The organism is Streptomyces sp. CA-146814 (assembly GCF_050942385.1).
Lineage (GTDB): Bacteria > Actinomycetota > Actinomycetes > Streptomycetales > Streptomycetaceae > Streptomyces.
Map to the genome: position 1 here is coordinate 1,707,490 of NZ_CP192068.1, position 18,051 is coordinate 1,725,540.

Here is an 18,051-nt window from a genome sequence, read left to right on the forward strand (position 1 = left end):
TCCGTCACCTGAACTCTCCTTGGTCCGAATCGGGTTCGGGCTGTGCCCGGAACCGCCATTCCAGACGGTACCGAGCATGCAGCGCGGGTGCAGTCGTGATCCACGTGAACGTCCGCTGTTCACCGGCGTCACCGCGGATGGGCGAGGTACGCAACGGCGAGGCTTCGGCGGTCATGGATGTCTCGGTGCCCCAGACGACGGGGTCGAGAGCGGCCGGGAAGACCAGTTGGACTTCGAGCTGCTCGGTGGGCAGACGCACGGCCCGCTGGAACCAGTTGCCCCATTTCTCATGGCCCACGGTGTAGGTGTACTCGATCCAGACGGATTCGCCCGGATAGAGAGGAAAACGACCGTGTTCGTTGTCGAAGAGCAGCCAGACTTCCTTGAAGGCGTCGCGATCGTGCTTCGCCTGCCACCGCATCTTCTCGCCTCGACAGGTGGCGGTGAGATCGAGTTCATCCCAGGTCAGAGGGTGTGCTCGGTAGTGGGCGTTGGATTGCTCGGGGTCGCCGGGGTAACGATCGACGGAGATACGGATCAGATAGCGGGTCACCGGCTCGGTGCCGGTGTTGCGCAGTAATCGGCGCATGGTGAGTCGATAGGAGCGGCCGTCGTACTGGAGGGAGGCGGCGTCGTGTTGGACGACGAGAGCTGAATCAGTTGCGTACGGCTGCTCGGGACGGTGGGGAGCCGACAGAGTTGATGGCGTGAGGCTGGTACGTACCCGCGCCTTCTCGTAGGTGAGCCATCGTCGCCAGATCGACTTCCCCGCGTTCAGCGCTTCGTCGGCCAGCCGGGCGAAGTCCTCGCTGGGCTTGTGGCGGCCCGACTCCACGTGGCTGACGTAGGACGGGTCGAAGCCCATCGCCATGGCCAGAGCCCGTTTGGACATGCCGCGCATCTCGCGCCAGCGTGCCACTTCCGCCGCGAAGTCCTCGGCCGCCTGGTCGACGGTGGTCTCTTCGTCTTGCGCGTCCATCGAACGTCCCGCCCCGCGTGATGGTCAGTGAGCATGAATGAACCGTGAGTGATCACAGTTCATCATCCCGTCACGGCCCACGTCACCGGTTTCCTTCCCTCATCACCCCCGGATCGACCAGTCCGGGCATCTGCGGAAGGCGAAGCTCAATGCACATCTTGTACCTGCTCAACATCTCCAACCCTGATCGTCTGTCCGCTGATTCAGGATGGATCTTCGCGGACCTCCTCGCCCCTGCCTTCGTGGACGCCGGAGCGAGCGTGACAGTAGCCGCGCCGGCGGCAGTCGGGGACGAGCGTTGCGGCTTCTACCTGACCGGAGTGCCGGAAACGAAGTACCGGGCGCGTTTCTCTTCCGACCTCGACGAGTTGACGGAACTGATCCGGGAAGAGCGGCCGGACGTGGTGGTGGCGAACCAGATCGAGGAGGCTGCCGCACTACGTATCGCCCTGATGGAGGCCGGATCGAACGCGCTGCTGGTCGGCTACTGCCACTACCTTCCGTTCTCGTTCACTGCTGAGGGGCAGCTTCTGCTCGACCCCGCCATGAACGACGCCGGAATGGGCAGGCCCGTGCTGCTGGCGTTCGCCGCCGGGCTGGCCGCTTGCGACCGGGTGCTGGTCCACTCGGGCGTGGCCGCGTCCTGGGTGTCCGCCGCTGCCGCGCGGATGACGGTGAATCTCGATGACAAGCTGCGCGTCGTACCCGCTCCCCGGGACGAGCGGCTCGTCCGAGACCCGGCCCATACCAAGCCCGAATACAGCGCTGGTTCGATCGGTGTCTACAACCACCGGCTGTACGCGCACTACGGCACTGAGCAGTTCGTGGATCTCGCACGGCAACTCGCCGCATCCGGCACGGTCCGGCTGTGGGTCATGGATCTCTTCGGGCCACGTCGGGCGGGGCGGAAGAGCCTGGACGACAGCCCTGAACGAATGCGCGACCAGCTCGCCGTCTTGCCGCACGTGCAGCTCGTGTCCGACCGAGGTGACCGGCTCCGCTACAAGAACCTCATGGCCGGTGCCCGCTTCGGGATCGCCCCGTTCCGCCCCGGCTGTCCTTGGTCGATGAGCGTGATCGACTGCCAGGCTATGGGACTGCCGGTCATCGCGCCCCGACTGGGCTGGTTCGCCGAGCACATCGATCCTGATCTCTGCTTCACCACGGCGGCTGAAGCCGTCGGCCTCGCCGAGCGCCTCGCCGCCGACGACGAGTTCCACTCCCTGCACGCCAAACGTGCTTACGCCTCCACCGCTGATTTCACGCCCGCGCTGGTCGCGGCGCGCTACTTGGAGGCTCTGTCGTGACGAACTTCGACGCCGTTCTCCTGTCGTACGACGAGCCCATGGCCGACGCTCTGTACTCGCGGCTGCAGCGGACCCTTGGCGGTTCCGTCAAACGGCTGCACGGGGTGCACGGAATGCGCAGGGCCTACCGGCTGTGCGCCGAGGTCGTGGACCGCGAACAGTTTTTCCTGGCCGACGGGGACTTCGCCATTGCCGCCGACTTCGATGTGGCTGCAGTCGAACCGCTGGACGAGGGGGTTTCCATGCGCGTGTGGCAGGCGATCAACCCGGTCAACGGCCTGGCGTACGGATACGGCGGGCTCAAGCTCATCCGCCGCAGCGCTCTGCGAGAGATGGGCCAGGCCGTGGACGTGCTCGCCGCCCTGCCGGGCCGGATCGAGTTCGCCCAGCAGATCGCTGGGATCACAAGGTTCAACCAGAGCCCCTTCCACGCCTGGAAGGCCAGTTTCCGAGAGTGCGCGATGCTTGCTCGCGGCAGCGAGTACGGCATGGCCGACGACGGCTCCCGCCAGCGGGTGGAGGCGTGGGCCAACAGCCGCAACGGCGAGTTCGCCCCGTACGCCGCCGCCGGGGCTCGCGAAGGCGTCGCCTTCGCACGGGAGTTCGCGCGCACCTCCGGACAGTTCGACCACCTGAACGACCCCACGTGGCTGCGGGCTCGGTTTGCCGCCGCTCACGGGGACCAGGCGGTGGCAGGGTGACCGGCCCCCTCGTACTGATCGAGCCGTACGCCGACCGCCTGGGCGGGCACCACCAGCGCACGCTGGTAGGCCTCGCTCAGGCGCGGCCGGGCAGCCTGGTCATTGCCCCGCGCGGGGTCGCCCTCGACACGGTGGCGGCGTTGCGCGAGGCAGACGCCCAGTTGGTGACCTCACCGGCCAGACACCCCGCAGCCGCACTACTGGCAGCCTCACAGCTTGCGGCCGGGCTTTCCTGCGCTGGCCTGCGGGCCTTCCGCTCGCGCCGCTGGCCGGGCTTCCTGCGGAGGTTCCCGCATCAGCTCACTCTCATCGCTCGGTGCCTTGCGGAAGCGTCGGCCTTACGGACCGCCCGTCGACTGGAGCCCGACGCTGAAGCGGTGGTGATCCTCAGCGCGAGCGAGGGCCTGCACGGCGCCGCCGCACTCCTCGGTGGACTGCCGCACCTGCGGTTCGTCCACGAACAAGTAACCACTGAGGATGCCGCCGTGCGGTTTCTCGGCCAGCTCGCCCGGCGGGGCGAGAGGCAGACAGTAGCGGTCTGCCCGACCCAGGCTGTAGGTGATCAGCTTATGGCTGCCTTCCCGGGTCTGCCCATGGTGGTTCGGGCCTGCGCAGTCGACGACGGTCGGCGCCTCACCGACGCTGAACGCGTCGGCGGCCGTACTGCCTTCGACATTCCCACCGGCGAAGCCGCAGTGTCCCTGATCGGCGGCTGGTGGCCGTACAAGGACATCGGCGTCGTCGACGCCGCCCTGACTCGGCTGAAGCGGCCGCTGCACCTGGTGGTCACCGGCACCCCGCTCGACGAAGCCGTGCTCGTCCGATGGCGTGGCCTGTCGAACGTACGCCTTCACTACGTGCCCGGGCCGGTCAGCGAAGCGGTACTACGGCTGGTCTATGCCGCCGCCGACGCCACCCTGGTCGCTCGCCACGCCGGCATCGGCAAGGAGTCCGGGCTCGTGATGGATGCCGCCCGTCTCGGCGTCCCCTTGGTTGTCTCCGACCATGACCCCGATCTCGCCGCTCGCCTCAGCGGCAGGCCCTGGGCTCTGACCTTCACCGACAGCACCCCGGACGCCCTGGTCGAGGCTCTGCACGAAGTCATCCGGCGACCGCCCGCGCGGCCCGGGCCGGAGGTGCCCCGCTTGTTGGGGATGTGGTCGGCCGCCGGGCAGGCCGACTTCCTCGCCCTCACCTTCGCCTCACTGCGTACGAAGGACCGCCGATGCTGAGCACCCCTCCTGCACTGATCGCAGTTGTCGGCCCTGTCGAACCCCCACTGCTGGCCGCCTGGGTCCGCCATTACCGATCGTTGGGCGTCGAGCGGTTCCTGATCGCCTTCCACTTTCCCGAGCATGTGTCTGTCCAGCAGCAGCGCGAGATCCAGGCCGCCGGCCGCGAGCTGGGCATCGTTCCCATGGGCACCAGCTTGGGCCCATGGCACGAGCACACCAACACCCTGCTCCGTGACGCACTGCGGCATCAGGCCGGCTCGGGCTGGCATCTGCTCGCCGACACCGACGAGTTCCAGCAGTACGCGGTCCCGCTGCATGAGGTGATCGCTCAAGCCGAGGACTCAGGCCGTCGAGTGGTGGGCGGATTGATGCTCGACCGGATTGCCGCGAGTGGGCGCCTCACCGACTGGAGGCCTCACGGCGAACTGGACACGGCCTATCCGTTCGGCGGGCATCTCACCCACCGGCTCCTGCACGGAGACCCACGCAAAATCGTGCTCGCTCGCCACGATGTCACCGTGTCGAGTGGCAACCACAGAGCCCCCGGACTGCGTCCGGACGTCGATCGTATCTGCGCGGTTCACCACTTCAAGTGGCGTTCGGGCGTCCTCGACGACCTCCGTCGCCGAGTGCAGCACTTCTCGACCGGCACATGGCAGGAACAGACCCCGGCCGTACGCGACGAGGCCGGCCGGCTTCTGTCGCACGTCGACCAGCATGGCGGAGTGATCAACACGAGCGATCAGCGATTCGCCTTCCGCCGGGTAAGCCTTGACCGTCTGCCGTACAACTGGTCCGACGAGGCTCGCAGCATCTTCACGACGTGGCGACCGCCCGTCGTGCACCAACCAGGATTCGAGACAATGGAAGCTCCCACGCACGGCTCCTCGCGGAAGGATTGAGGCGTGCCCCTCGCCGTTCTTCTGGTAGGCATCACCGGCTCCGGGAAGACAACCGTCGCCCAAGCCTTGGCCGACCATGGCTACACACGGCTGTCCGTGGACGAGGAAGTGCATCGCCTCCACGGCCGATACGGAGTCGACTACCCCGAGCACACCTACTTCGAGCGCCAACGACCCGTGGTCGAGGCGATCCGTCACCGGTTCGCCAAGGAGCTGGAGGCCGGGAACGACATCGTCCTGGACCATGGCCTGTGGCTGCGCGAGGAGCGTGACGCCTGGCAGCAGGCCGCCCGCGAAGCAGGCGGCCACCCGGTCGTGGTCTACCTCCCTGCCAGTCGGGAAGAGCTACTGAAGCGCCTCGCCGAGCGCAATATGCGCGACGACGCCAACGCGCTCACAGTCACACCCGAAGCCCTGGACGACTTCTTCGCCCGATTCGATCCCCCGGCCGACGATGGACACGTCATCGTCTACACCGGAGACCTGGCCGTGCTCATGGCGGCGCTGTCCACGAAGAGGTATGGACAGGCCTAGCACCAGGCTGGGTCACAAGCTCCAACGTCATGGCGTTCAGGACGCTCGGCACCTTCTCCGATGTCTACATTCGCTTCCAACCGTAGCCACGATCAGGCTTAGCATGGGCAGCCCAGCCGGGTCACCCAACGGCGCAGTCAACGATCGTGAGGCCTGCCGATCAACACCGAGGACAGCGGGACCAGCAACCGGATCTCAGGCGGAACGATGCATGGGCCTGTCTTCCAGGCGCACTCCATCCACGTGCAGTTTCAGCACGACCATCATGATGGCGGAGATGCAGCGCTGCACACAGACCCATGGATACAGGCGGCTGCTCATTCCAGGGTATGGGATCACGTACCGCCGACGCGGGACCTGTCGGCGTTCCAGAACCACGTCATCGGAGTGGTGGAAAAGCTGACCATGCTGCGCGATGATTCCCACGCCGACCTCGCAAGCGATCCATGGCAAGACCCGGGCATGGCCGTACGGTTCGCGGAACGAGTTGAATGGCTGCTGGGGGAACCAAACGCGACGGCACCACTCGATTTATACGCAGCGGAAGCCGCCCTGCTCGTCCTCGCACCGTTTCTGTATGCGGCCAACTGTATGCGCGTGGCAGCACGCTACGCGTCGGTCAACCCGGAGATCCTGGAGAACGACGCGCATGCGGACGCTGACCGGGTTTCCTTCGAGGCGTTTGTGGAAGAGCACAGCCTGCTGGTCAATCGGACGGTGCTAAGGCCCGAGGCTGCAGTCCCCGTCGGCTGGTGGATCTTCCACCGGTGGTTGCTACATCGTGGGTTCCACGCGGATCGTCATGGCGTGCAGGAGCTGATCGGTCTCCTTGGCGAACACGGCAGGGCACTGGGAGAGGTCCTCAGTCCTGATCGTTTGATCGGCTTACTACACGGGGTGCGCCGTGGTCCGGACGTAACGAACCCCGAATTCCTGGAACGTCTGCCGTCCGATGACCGGGTTCGCGCCCCCGGCCACCAGCGTATTCGTGACCAGCGGGTGGCTCTCATCACCGCGCTGGCATACGGAACGTGCGTTGATATGGCGACCATGCCGGACATCGTCGCGGAACATCTTGGCATTCCCCGTCCGGTTGACTTGGACCGACTTCGTGAAACCTTGGAGCATGCGACCTGGGGAGGCCAACCCTTCTTTCCCGTGTTGCGGGCCGACTGCCATCATGAAGCTGTCATCGAAGGGCTGCGAGCGCACGTCGCACGGGCGGATGACATCCTTCACCGGGTCCACCGAACTGCCCGGGAGCGGCTCACCCATCCCATGCCGGTCTTACCCACTCGGCTATCTGCAGACAACGTACGCCCCGCCAACGGAATCTTCGATGGTTGGGCCTCCTTCCGTCTGGATGAACGCAGAGTCCGCGAAATGTTGATGGGCGTCCAGCTGTACAAGGACCAGAACCTGGCTGTCCGTGAGCTGTACCAGAACGCCCTGGATGCCTGCCGATACCGACGCGCCAGGACTCAATACCTGGACCGGACCGAGCCGATGTCCTATTCCTACGAGGGTCGTATCACCTTCGAGCAGGCGTCGGACGCGAACGGCCGTCTCTACCTGGAGTGCGGTGATAACGGCATCGGCATGGGAGACGCCGAACTGCGAGGTGTGTTCTCCCAAGCCGGCGCCCGATTCGCCGATCAGCCCGACTTCAAGCTGGAGCGCACGGCATGGGGGCGCTTGGACCCGCCGGTGGAGCTCTTTCCCAACAGCCGTTTCGGCATCGGAGTGCTCAGCTACTTCATGCTGGCCGACGAACTTACCGTTACGACCTGCCGCATGGGGTTGGACGGCAGGCCTGGTCCCGTCCTGGAAGCCTCGATCCATGGTCCGGGTCATCTATTCCGTATCGTCAAGACGGCCGAACAGGGTACTGAGCCCGGCACTCGGATCCGGCTCTACCTGCGAGAGACGCCGACAGCAGAGGAACGTTGGTCCAGCATCGATGTGCTGGACCAGTTACTGGGCATTGCGGAATTTCCTATGTCGGCCCGTGATGGCGGGCGCCACAAGGCATGGGAAGTGGGCCGCCTTCACAGCAGAGAGCAACCCTCCAGGGAGCGCTTCGGCCTCAATGCCCACGGCGACCAGGTGGACTGGTCGGAGCCACCACCCGGTGTCCAAGTCACCTGGACCGAACACGGGGGTGGTCTCCTAGTGGACGGCTTGGTGGTACAGCCCACCCATCGCAAGGGCGTCTTGTCTTCCTCGCAGTCTGGGCTGACCGGGGTCGTGGTTAACCTGACGGGCGCCTATGCTCCCGCGCGCCTCTCCGCCGACCGCGCGCAGGTCCTCGACGACGTCTCACCTCTGTTGCGCAGCCTACTCATTGAGGCCTCAAAGTCCTTGGCATCGCAAGAGGAATCCCTCCCAAAGTTGACATGGATAAATCGGATCGCTTATGAAAGCCCTGACCTGGCCGACCTCTTGACCATTTCCCTATTGAAGACAGGACGGCAACTGACGGACGGGGTACGGAAGCTGGACATTCGAGCGACAGGAATTTTCCCCTCGGATGCGGAGAATAAAATTATCCGCAGAAGTGCCTCCGACAGACGGGAATCTCTCTGGCGCACTGTCGGCGATCCACCGAACTACATCTACCTGTGGCGAATTATCGCCCATAGCGATCAGCGAATCCTAAGTCAGCTGAGCACTTTCTGCCCAGAGATCATAAAATCCAGCCCCACCCTCACCGCATTACCATCTGATCAATTGCTACTCAGCGCAATGGATGATGACCGCGACTACTGGCATTGGACCGGGGGCAGCTATCGATCTCAGACTGAATATTTCCTTTCAGCTATCGAGAAATTTGACTTACCTCCACGTCAGGCGGCATCGCGAGCAGCACGCCTCGGAATCCATGACCTGCTACCGGAAGGATTTCCGGATCAACGCATCGAGTTGACCAGGATTCTCCCTCTGCTCTCCGAATCCCTCGACCACCAGCGTTCCTTCATTTCCCGCAGCACGCAGCCAGGCGTCCAACTCCTGGCCGCCAAAGCTGCGCAGACCGACCTCTCGCCACGTGAGGTTGCCTCGTTCTGGCACGGTTTGGGCATCAAAGTGTCGGACCAGGTCGTTGCCCTCGCCGAAGCCATTCCGAACGAACCGCTGTTGCTGCGCGACGGCAAGACCACAGGGGCAGGATTCTTCGACCCCGGAAATACCGTGCCACTGGGCCGGATCGCACAGGCCGCGGTCGAACTCGACGTCTCCGTCACCGAAATCTGTGATCGCTACCGATCGTATGGGCTGCGGGCAGAGCCCGGCAGGCTGGCTGGCGGAGCCAACTCAGAGATCGTAAAACTACTGCGGGACCACTGTGCCCACCAAAAGTCCTGGCTAGTGGCTGAGAATCCGATGCCTCCCGCTCAGGTACTCATTGCTGCTCACGAGCTGGAAGTTACCCCTGCGGCTGCACTACGCAAGTATCACGATCTGGGTATCGAGGGCCCCGTTCATTTTCCCTCCGACGCAACAATGGGCGATCTATCAATCTTCGAGAGCCCGGACGAAGATCACTCCGTTTGGGTTGCCCCAGGCCCGATCCCCTATCAGCTGATACTCGACGCCGTGCAGAAAGATCGCCCTCTCCGAGACGTGATCACGCGACTGCGAAAGTACGGTTTCACCGTACCGATGGTGGCCCCAGAAACCCCGGACGAGCTCGACGCACAGCTTCTCTCCACGTTAAGCCCTTGCTCTTGGTGGGATGTCTACACCGGCGACAGCATGCCCTACGCCCATGTCCTAGCAGCGGCTAGAGCTACATTCAATAGCCCCCAGACAATCGCCAGAAGAATTGAAAGCTATGGAATTCCTCTGTCGTGCACCAGCCTACCGCCAGGGCTCAGTTCGACTAGGGCCCACGAGCTACTGTCCTTTGGGCAAGAGGAAGGAATGTATCTTTCGAAGGAATCTTATTTGCCCTTGCAGGACCTGCTAGAGCGAGCCGCGCACTGCCGAGTCCCGCTCGCCCAAGCAGTTGACTGGCTGACGCAGCTGGGCCTTTCGGTGCCCAACCTCGGCAACACGATCCGAGAAGCCTTGACCCGCCTGCCACGCCCCCAAGCACCTGATCACTGAACGACCGTCGGGAGTCAGCCGTCGCCGGACAGCGAACTTGGCCGGAAGGATTTGGCGCGGTCAGCGCTTCTTGGTGTTCCTCTTCTGGCGTGGTGTCCACTCGCCTCGGTGCAGTTGGCACCGGGAGTAGCCGACCATCGCCGGGTTCTTGCACGGCTTGCCGGTCGTGGTCTTCGTCGATCCGCACGTGACCTGCTTGCCCATGAGCCCTCCCGTGCCGTCGGTCGGTGCACTGAAGGCATCGTCAGGGGCGGGCATGTTCTGTGTCCGTCGACCCGTGCGTTTCGGCTGATTTCAGGCCTAGGGCGACCGGTTCCCGACTCGGTCTCAGCGCAGCGACGGCCGCGCCCGCCCAGCCCAGTACTCGTCCGCCGTGATGCCCAGCAGGACCACGTCGTGGTAGGCGCCGGCGAAGAACTCGTGCTGGCGTAGGCGGCCCTCCTCGACGAAGCCGAGTTTGCGGTAGAGGGCGAGGGAGGCGTCGTTGAAGGCGTAGACCTCGACCTCGCACTTGTGGCTGCGCTGTTCGGCGAACATGTAGGTGAGGACCAGTTCGGTGGCCTCGGCCGCGTAGCCCTGGCAGCGGTGTTCGCGGGTGACCTCGATGCCCGTACGGAAGCGGCCGGCGCGGGCGTCCGTCTCGCCGACCGACACCGCGCCGACGAAGGCGTGCTCGAAGCGGGTCTCGATGACCAGTTGGTACGCGGCCGGGTTCGGGGGGCGGTCGGCTCGGTCGGCGACCAAGGTGCGGAAGCTCTCGTCCGAGCGCGGGGGGTCGACCACGTCGGCGTTGCGGGCGTCCACGGTGTGCAGGGCCAGGGCCCGGAAGCCCTCCCAGTCCGTGGGTTCGATGCCTCGGAGGCGTACTCTCTCGCCGGTCCACAGGTCGCTCATCGTGCTCCCCCGGCGTGGAGGCGCTGGGCGGGGCCGGGGCCGGGTCCGTTCTTCGGCGTGATCACCTCGGTCGTCATTCGGTCACAGTAGAGGCATTCGACTGTGTGTACGCAGACCGGAGGCATCGAGTGGCGGCGGGCACGGGTGCGTCCGAGCCTGTGAGGATGAGTGAACAGTCCCCGTACGGGGCTTCGAGCGGCGGCTGGGCAGGCCCTCCCCCCGCCGCGCCTCCGAAGAAGCGACGCAAATGGCCATGGATCCTGCTCGTGCTGGCCCTCCTGGTGATCGGCGGCTGCGTTGCCGTGGCCGCCTCGGTCTTCAAGGGGGTCTCGGACGAGAGCGAACGGACGGTCCGGATCCGGTACGAGGTGACGGGCACGGCCGAGAACGTCTCCATCTCCTACTCCACCTGGCGGAACGGCGACATGTCGACAAGCCAGGAGACGGCACAGAGCCTGCCGTGGACCAAGGAGGTCACGACGAAGGGGTTCATGAAGGGAGGTTCGCTGAACATCACCCTCGGCGAGTCCGGCGGGAAGGCAGCCTGTTCCGTGACGGTGGACGACGACGCACCGCGCACGGCCACGGCATCGGGCGCCTTCGCCAGCGCCTCATGCAACGGCTTCTGACGTCGGCCAGGCATGCGCCTGTGCCCCCGGTCCGAACATCGGGCCGGGGGCACAGGGCTGTCGGCAGGCGGGCAGGTGGTGTCAGCGGCCGTAGCGGATCAGGGCGCGGACCATGCGGCACGTGGTGTCGGACGGCGGGTGCATGCCGAGGCGCTCGGCGGTGGTCCGTATCTTGTGGTTTCCGGCGCTGGCCGGCTGGTAGACCCCGCTGTCCAGCAGGGCGATCGCCAGGCGCATGGCCTTCAGGCGGCGGTTGTGCGAGACGTACCACTCGCGGGGGCGGCCGGCGGGCAGGCGCTTCTTCGTCGGCGGGGTCGGCAGCGGCGGGTGATAGGGCATCGGGAGCTGTCGGTCGAGCGGCTCGGTCGTGACTGCGGCAACGGCCATCGGCATCCTCCTGGCAGGGTGGTGGAACCCTCACGAACTCCCTCCATTTTACTGCCCCCCACTGACAATCGCCCCTGGCCAGAGGCGCCTTCGGCAACCCCTCGCGTAACCTTGGCCCCATGGAGATCTGGATCAATCCGGCCTGTTCCAAGTGCCGTGGCGCAGTGAGTTTGCTGGATGCCGAAGGGGCCGACTACACCGTCCGGCGCTACCTGGAGGACGTGCCGTCGGCAGAGGAGATCCAGGACGTTCTGGATCGGCTCGGCCTGGAGCCTTGGGACATCACGCGGACACAGGAAGCGGCGGCCAAGGAGCTCGGGCTCAAGGAGTGGCCTCGGGACGCCGGTTCGCGGGAGCGGTGGATCGCCGCCCTGTCCGAGCACCCCAAGCTGATCCAGCGGCCGATCATCACCGCCGACGACGGGACCGCCGTGGTGGCGCGGAGCGAGGAAGCCGTGCGGGATGCGTTGGGGCGCCGGTAGCCAGGGGGGCGTCAGCGTTCGTCCGTGCCCGCTCGCTTCGCCGTGGCGAGGGCTATGCGGTTCCAGGTGTTGATCGTGAGGATCAGGGCGAGGAGCTGGGCCAGCTCCTCCTCGGTGAAGTGCGTCGCCGCCCTGGCGTAGATCGCGTCCGGGACCCCCGCGTCCGCGATCCGTGTGACCGCGTCCGTCAGGGCCAAGGCTGCCTGTTCCCGCTCCGTGAAGAAGTGTTCCGCCTCCTGCCACACCGCCACCATGTGCAGCCGCTCCTCGCTCTCCCCCGCCTTCCGCGCGTCCTTCGTGTGCATGTGGAGGCAGTACGCGCAGTGGTTCAGGTGCGAGGAGCGGATCTGGACCAGCTCCACCAGCGTGGGGTCCAGGCCCTCGCGGGCCGCCGCGTCCAGGCCGATCACCGCCCGGAACACCTTCGGGGCGGCCTTCGCGAAATTGAGCCGGGCGGTGGGGGCGGGGGTGGCGGTGCGGTTTTGCGGCTTGATCTCTGTCGTCGTCATGGGTACGAATCTATGGGCGCAGGCGACCGGTTGTGGGGTGCATTCTGATGGCTGAATCGTGGGTCAATTCCGCGGAGATCCTGGGCAGCGATCTGCCGTTGGAGTTTTCCGGTACGGGGAACCGCCGGGCCGTCCTGATGGGCGCCCTCCGCGAGGCCGTGCGCAGTGGGCGGCTGGCCCCGGGTACGCGGTTGCCGCCGTACCGTTCCCTGGCCGCCGACCTCGGCCTCGCCCGTAACACCGTCGCCGACGCCTACGCGGAGCTCGTCGCGGAGGGCTGGCTCGCCGCCCGTCAGGGCTCGGGCACCCGGGTCGCCGAGCGGGCCGCGCCCGTCACCCCGGCCCACCGCCCGCGCACCCCGGAACGCCCCTCCCGCCCCGTCCACGACCTGGTCCAGGGGCAACCGGACCCCGCCGCCTTCCCGCGTACCGCCTGGCTGGCCTCGGCACGGCGGGCGCTCGCCACCGCACCCAACGACGCGTTCGGGCCCGGTGATCCGCACGGGCGGCCCGAGCTGCGGCGGGCGCTGGCCGGCTATCTGGCCCGGGTACGCGGCGTACGGGCCACGCCGGAGCGCATCGTGATCTGTTCCGGCGCCGCGCACGGGCTGCGGCTGCTGGCGGACGTCATGGGCGGGCCGTGGGCGGCGGAGGCGTACGGGCTGCCGTTCCACCGCGAGCTGCTCGCCTCGCACGGCGTCGGCACCCGGCCCGTGGGCGTGGACGGCGACGGGGCCCGGGTCGGTGAACTGACCCGCCGCGACCGGGCCGTCCTCCTCACGCCCGCCCACCAGTTCCCCACCGGCGGTCCGCTGCACCCCGCGCGGCGGGCGGCCGTGGTCGACTGGGCGCGGTCCTCCGGCGGGCTCGTCGTGGAGGACGACTACGACGGGGAGTTCCGCTACGACCGCCAGCCCGTGGGGGCCGTTCAAGGACTCGATCCCGAGCATGTGGTGCTGCTCGGGTCGGTGAGCAAGAGCCTCTCCCCCGCCCTGCGCATCGGCTGGATGGTCCTGCCCGAGCGGCTGGTGGCGCCCGTCGTCGCGGCGAAGGGCGAGCGCGAGCAGTTCTCCAGCGCCACCGATCAGCTGACGCTGGCGGATTTCGTGGACTCGGGCGCGTACGACCGTCATGTACGCCGGATGCGCCAGCGCCACCGGCGGCGCCGGGACCAGCTGGTGGCGGCGCTGGCGTCCCGGGCTCCGCACGTCCGGGTCACCGGCATCGCGGCGGGGCTGCACGCGGTGGTGGAGCTGCCGCCCGGCACCGAGCGGTCGGTGGTCCGGGCGGCGGCCTGGCAGGGGCTCGCGGTGGAGGGGCTCGCCGATTACCGGCATCCGGGGGCGGAGCCGGCGAAGGGCGAACAGGCGGACAGCGAGCAGGCGGACGGTGCGCGGGACGGGCTCGTCGTGGGGTACGCCACGCCTGCCGAACACGCCTACCCGGAGGCGTTGGAGGCCCTGTGCCGGGCCCTTCCGCCTCCGGGGTGAGCCGATCCGGCTACCGGCCCGCCTGGGTCTCCGCCTCCGCCAGCAGCTCCGTCAGCCGGAGGCCGAAGCGGGCGTCGCAGGCGTGCGGCACCCCCGTACGTACCGCTTCGGCCAGCGCGTCCACCGCTGCCCGGAACGCCGCCTCCGCCCCATCCCAGTCCGGGACCGCGGCCGTACCGTGCTCGCCCCGCACCTCGATGTCCATGCCCGCCGCGGCCGGCGGGGCGCTCAGGCCGAGGGCCACCGTGCTGGAGGCGCCGGAGGTGTGGCGCAGGATGAGGTGGGTGGTGTCGGCGGGGCCGCGGGCGGCGGTCAGCTGCTCGACCTCACCCAGGACCGGGATCAGCACCGAGAGCGCGTGCGGGCCGACGTCCCACAGACCGCCCTTCTCGCGCCGCCACGGCGAGTCGGCGTACTCGCTGGCCGAACCCTCGGCGTAGAGCGAGCCGAGCCACTGCGCCCGGGCGGTGAACCAGCCGCCCACCGCCGTCTGTTCGGCGATCCACGCGGTGGTCTCCGGCGCGAAGCGGAGCGTGCAGAAGACCACCGAGGCGACCCCGGCCTTCTCCGCCGCCTCCGCGACCGCGCGGGCCCCGTCCACCGTCGTGGCGACCGGCTTGTCCATCAGAAGGTGGCAGCCCGCCTCCGCCGCCCGGACCGCGAGCGGCGCCTGGATGTCCGGCGGCAGCGCGAACGCCACCGCGTCGCTCGCCTCCAGCAGCGCGTCGATCCCCGCCTCCCCCGTGTACGCCCGGGTCCCGTGGGCGGCGGCCAGGGCCTCGGCCGCCTCGGCCCGGCGGCCCCACACCCCGCTCAGCTCGACGCCGGGATGGGCGGCGAGCGCGGGGGCCTGGGTGTTGCGCGCCCAGGGGCCGGTGCCGAGGAGGCCGATGCGCAAGGGGGTGGGGGCGGAGGTGGAGGCGGGGGTGGCGGGTGTCGTCATGGGGGCCAGTGTGCCTGGTGGTGGTCGGCGCCTGGACAGTGGTGCGAGCTGGTGCCGGTCGGTGCCTGGACGGCGGTGCGAGCTGGTGCCGGTCGGCGCCTGGACAGCGGTGCGAGCTCGTGCCGGCCGCCACCAGGCGCGTCGGTGCGGCCTCGGCGCGCGGCGTCGCCCGAATGCGGTGGCGCGCGGCGGGCGCGGCCCGTTACGTTTCCGGGGCCGGCCGCGGGACTTCGGCTGCGACTACCGGGACGTGCCTGTGAAGCGATGATTTCGTTGTTCGCGCCTCCATTCCCCGGCCGGCATCCGCAGTCCGCAGTCCGCACCGGGGAAGTGCGTGAACACCGTCCGCACCGGGGGAAGCGCATGAACACCGTCCGTACTGGGGGAAGTCCATGAACCCGCCGCCCGAGACGCTCGCCGACCTCGTCGCCGCCGAAGACGTCCTGCTCTTCGCGAACGCGGCGATCACCGCGACCGGACAGCGCGAGTTCCGTTCCGGCGCCCTCGACCAGCAACTGTCGCTGGACTTCCTGCACGCCTACGTACGGGTCAACTACCGCCGTGTGTACGCCGCTTCCCTCGCCCTCGACATCAACGACCACAACGCCGCCCGCATCGTCCTCGGCCTGCTGGGAACGGCGGGCGAGGCGAGCGCCGAGGAGCGGCGCACCGAGGGCCGGCTTCAACAACCGGCGGACCCGGGCGATCATGCGCGACTGGCTGGCGGCCCGGCCGGATCTGGGGCACGACGCGGTGAAGTACCGGAGCGGGGTGAAGACGGCCGCCCGCCATGTCCATCTGCGGTGCCCGCAGGGGACGGGCCCGCTCGCCGAGATCGGGGCGTTCCTGTTCCGGCCGGGGAAGCTGCCGCGGTACGCGCACCCGATGCTGGACGCGTGGCGGCGCGCCCACTACGAGCAGGGGGCCGTGGCCGAGCTGCCGTTCACCGTCGCGGAGGGGTTCGCGGCCCGGCACGGGATGGAGCGCGAGGCGTTCCTGAAGCGGGCCGCGCCCAGGATGACCCGGCTGGAGCGGCTGCGCACCCACGCCGTGGCTCAGCGGCCGGACGTGGACCTGGGCGTGATGCCGCTGACCCGGCTGGCGCTGTACGTCCTCGCGCTCCCCTTCGAGCAGCGCGCCGCCCGGCGCACCGAGCTGACCGGTGCGCTGCGCACGGCCGCGCGCCGGACCGCGGGGAAGCACGCGGGGAGCTGGGGCCGGGTGCACGCGGTGCTCGACGACAGCTTCTCCTCGTCCGGGTCGGGGCAGAAGCGGCGGCGGCCGCTCGCCGTGGCTCTGGCCTGCCACCACCTGTTGGAGGCGCTCGCGGCGCCGGGTGCGTACCGGGGGCTGTGGACCTCGGGGCGGGACGACGCCCTGCTCGTACGTCCGTGGGGCCCGACCCCGCTGGGGATGCGGGTCCTGGACGCGCTGGAGCCCGGTCCCGGTGGCGCGGAGCCGGACCGGCTGGTGATCGTGTCGGACGGCTGGGACAACGCTCCGGTGGGCCTGGCGGGTGAGGTGCTGCGGGTGTGGCGGCAGCGGCTGGATCCGGGGCGGCGGACGGCGGTGGTGCACGTGAACCCCGTATACGACGCGGACGGTTTCGACGTGCGGCGGCTCGCGGCGGGGGTGCCGACGGCCGGGATCCGGGACGCGGAGGATCTGCCCGCGCTGGTGGAGATCGCCCGGTTCGCGGAGGGCCGGACCGGGGCGGCGGAGCTGCACGCGTATCTGGACCGGCGGGCGGCGCTGTTCCTGGGAAAGAAGGAGACGGAGAAGGGGGCGGTGGCGTGAACCGGCTGGAGCTGACCGGGCTCACCACCCGGCCCTCGCAGGTCTGGGGCGGCGTCCGGCTCGTACCGCTGGTGCGTGAGGCGCCGGTGGAGGGGCTCCGGCTGCACCGGGAGGTGTATGACGGGCTCGGGGCGGGGGTCGTCGAGCTCGGGACCCGTACGCACTACGTCTCGTACATCCCGGACGGCCTGGTCGCCGACTGGTCAGGCTCGGGCGCCGAAGGGCAGGGCGGGCAGTCGGCCGCGTACGGGACCCAGTTCGGCGGGCCGGACACGCCCCGTAGCCTTCGCCTGCCCCGGCCGCCCCTCCACCGCATGGCCAAGCGCCGCCCCGGCGACCGGCTGCGGTTCCTGCCGCTCCATATGGCCCTGGAGGGGTACCTCGCGCTGCACTTCGGCGGCCCGTCCACCGCCTGGGAGGAGTGGTCGCGCCGGGCGCTGCGCGACGGGCTGTCGCCGCGCGCGGAGGACGCGTACCTCGGGTGGTCAGTGTGCGGGCTCGGGGACGCGCTGCGGATCTTCGAGATCCACCCGGACCAGTGCGGGGTCATGGTGTACGTCTCCGACGCGCTCGCCGCCGCCTTCGTGGTGCCGCACCCGGAGGACTACCGGCTGCTGCACGCCTCGCTGGTGGAGGACCTGTACGGGGAGCTGGTGCACCAGTACGCGCTGTACGGGGCGCCGGTGCCGGAGTTCGGGGCGCGGCTCGGGGACGGGGCGCACATCCGTACGCTCGCCGAACTGCGGGCGGCCGCGCGGGGGCAGCAGCGGGTGTGGGAGGAGGCGCACGAGAGCCTGTTCGCGCGGGAGCTGCTGGACTCCTCGTACGGCTTCGACCGCGTCTACCGCATGGGGTCGTTCACGCTGTGGCGGTTCCTGCCTCCGTTCGTCCGGGACGGCAGCGGGCAGCACATCGGCGAGACGGTCACCGACCACAAGGGGCGGGTCGCCTACCTCAAGACGTTCCGGCTCTCCGACGCCCAGATCCGGCGCGGCTATCTGCTGCACGTCCTCGCGGGCGCGGACTGGGAGCTGTCCCGGGCGGCCGCCACGCTGGGGTCGAGCCGGGAGGAACTCGTGCGGCGGATCCGTGCCGCCGGGTTCGCCCAGCTGCTCAAGGGCAACGTATGAGGCTCAAGGGCAACATATGACGAGT

Annotated in this window: 16 protein-coding genes and 1 pseudogene; 11 read left to right on the forward strand and 6 right to left on the reverse strand. The window is 68.4% G+C overall.

Annotated features, from left to right (window positions below):
* Window positions 1–4 precede the first annotated feature (4 nt).
* A complete protein-coding gene (locus ACQP09_RS07590; protein WP_433396966.1) occupies window positions 5–979 on the reverse strand; it encodes a helix-turn-helix domain-containing protein in 975 nt (324 codons plus the stop codon).
* Between the two features lie 149 nt (window positions 980–1,128).
* On the opposite strand from ACQP09_RS07590, the gene ACQP09_RS07595 reads away from it, so the two are divergent.
* The 6 genes from ACQP09_RS07595 to ACQP09_RS07620 all read left to right on the forward strand — a co-directional run bounded on the left by ACQP09_RS07595 (window position 1,129) and on the right by ACQP09_RS07620 (window position 9,765).
* Entirely contained in the window at window positions 1,129–2,286 is a 1,158-nt protein-coding gene (locus ACQP09_RS07595) for a glycosyltransferase family 1 protein (protein ID WP_433396968.1), read from the forward strand.
* Window positions 2,283–2,987, forward strand: a complete 705-nt coding sequence (locus ACQP09_RS07600) for a hypothetical protein (protein ID WP_433396970.1) — start codon at window positions 2,283–2,285, stop codon at window positions 2,985–2,987. The genes ACQP09_RS07595 and ACQP09_RS07600 overlap by 4 nt, the downstream gene beginning before the upstream one ends.
* A complete protein-coding gene (locus ACQP09_RS07605) occupies window positions 2,984–4,219 on the forward strand; it encodes a hypothetical protein (protein ID WP_433396972.1) in 1,236 nt (411 codons plus the stop codon). Before ACQP09_RS07600 ends, ACQP09_RS07605 begins: the two co-directional genes overlap by 4 nt.
* Entirely contained in the window at window positions 4,213–5,124 is a 912-nt protein-coding gene (locus tag ACQP09_RS07610; protein WP_433396974.1) for a glycosyltransferase family 2 protein, read from the forward strand. Before ACQP09_RS07605 ends, ACQP09_RS07610 begins: the two co-directional genes overlap by 7 nt.
* A gap of 3 nt (window positions 5,125–5,127) precedes the next feature.
* On the forward strand, window positions 5,128–5,658 hold the full coding sequence (locus ACQP09_RS07615) for an AAA family ATPase (RefSeq protein ID WP_433396975.1): 531 nt from the start codon (window positions 5,128–5,130) through the stop codon (window positions 5,656–5,658).
* Between the two features lie 243 nt (window positions 5,659–5,901).
* Entirely contained in the window at window positions 5,902–9,765 is a 3,864-nt protein-coding gene (locus tag ACQP09_RS07620) for an HD domain-containing protein (protein ID WP_433396977.1), read from the forward strand.
* A gap of 60 nt (window positions 9,766–9,825) precedes the next feature.
* On the opposite strand, the gene ACQP09_RS07625 is transcribed toward ACQP09_RS07620, so the two are convergent.
* Both ACQP09_RS07625 and ACQP09_RS07630 read right to left on the reverse strand, forming a co-directional pair.
* Entirely contained in the window at window positions 9,826–9,969 is a 144-nt protein-coding gene (locus ACQP09_RS07625; protein WP_433396979.1) for an HGGxSTG domain-containing protein, read from the reverse strand.
* Window positions 9,970–10,092: 123 nt separating this feature from the next.
* Entirely contained in the window at window positions 10,093–10,659 is a 567-nt protein-coding gene (locus ACQP09_RS07630) for a GNAT family N-acetyltransferase (protein WP_433396981.1), read from the reverse strand.
* A 164-nt stretch (window positions 10,660–10,823) separates the two neighbouring features.
* Here ACQP09_RS07630 and ACQP09_RS07635 point away from each other — a divergent pair, with 164 nt between their 5' ends.
* Complete coding sequence (locus ACQP09_RS07635; RefSeq protein ID WP_433396983.1) at window positions 10,824–11,288, forward strand: hypothetical protein; 465 nt, start codon at window positions 10,824–10,826, stop codon at window positions 11,286–11,288.
* An 81-nt stretch (window positions 11,289–11,369) separates the two neighbouring features.
* Here the strand turns inward: ACQP09_RS07635 and ACQP09_RS07640 are convergent, their stop codons facing one another.
* Entirely contained in the window at window positions 11,370–11,675 is a 306-nt protein-coding gene (locus ACQP09_RS07640; RefSeq protein ID WP_433396985.1) for a hypothetical protein, read from the reverse strand.
* 119 nt (window positions 11,676–11,794) lie between these two features.
* On the opposite strand from ACQP09_RS07640, the gene ACQP09_RS07645 reads away from it, so the two are divergent.
* Entirely contained in the window at window positions 11,795–12,157 is a 363-nt protein-coding gene (locus tag ACQP09_RS07645; protein ID WP_433396986.1) for an arsenate reductase family protein, read from the forward strand.
* 11 nt (window positions 12,158–12,168) lie between these two features.
* Here ACQP09_RS07645 and ACQP09_RS07650 read toward each other — a convergent pair whose 3' ends face one another.
* Complete coding sequence (locus tag ACQP09_RS07650; RefSeq protein ID WP_433396988.1) at window positions 12,169–12,666, reverse strand: carboxymuconolactone decarboxylase family protein; 498 nt, start codon at window positions 12,664–12,666, stop codon at window positions 12,169–12,171.
* 47 nt (window positions 12,667–12,713) lie between these two features.
* Here ACQP09_RS07650 and ACQP09_RS07655 point away from each other — a divergent pair, with 47 nt between their 5' ends.
* Complete coding sequence (locus ACQP09_RS07655) at window positions 12,714–14,156, forward strand: PLP-dependent aminotransferase family protein (RefSeq protein WP_433396990.1); 1,443 nt, start codon at window positions 12,714–12,716, stop codon at window positions 14,154–14,156.
* A 10-nt stretch (window positions 14,157–14,166) separates the two neighbouring features.
* On the opposite strand, the gene ACQP09_RS07660 is transcribed toward ACQP09_RS07655, so the two are convergent.
* On the reverse strand, window positions 14,167–15,099 hold the full coding sequence (locus ACQP09_RS07660) for a Gfo/Idh/MocA family protein (RefSeq protein WP_433396992.1): 933 nt from the start codon (window positions 15,097–15,099) through the stop codon (window positions 14,167–14,169).
* A 392-nt stretch (window positions 15,100–15,491) separates the two neighbouring features.
* Between ACQP09_RS07660 and ACQP09_RS07665 the strand changes: the two are divergent.
* Window positions 15,492–16,896: pseudogene (locus ACQP09_RS07665) on the forward strand (hypothetical protein).
* Window positions 16,893–18,026, forward strand: a complete 1,134-nt coding sequence (locus ACQP09_RS07670) for an ARPP-2 domain-containing protein (protein ID WP_433396993.1) — start codon at window positions 16,893–16,895, stop codon at window positions 18,024–18,026. Before ACQP09_RS07665 ends, ACQP09_RS07670 begins: the two are co-directional and overlap by 4 nt.
* Window positions 18,027–18,051: the final 25 nt, after the last annotated feature.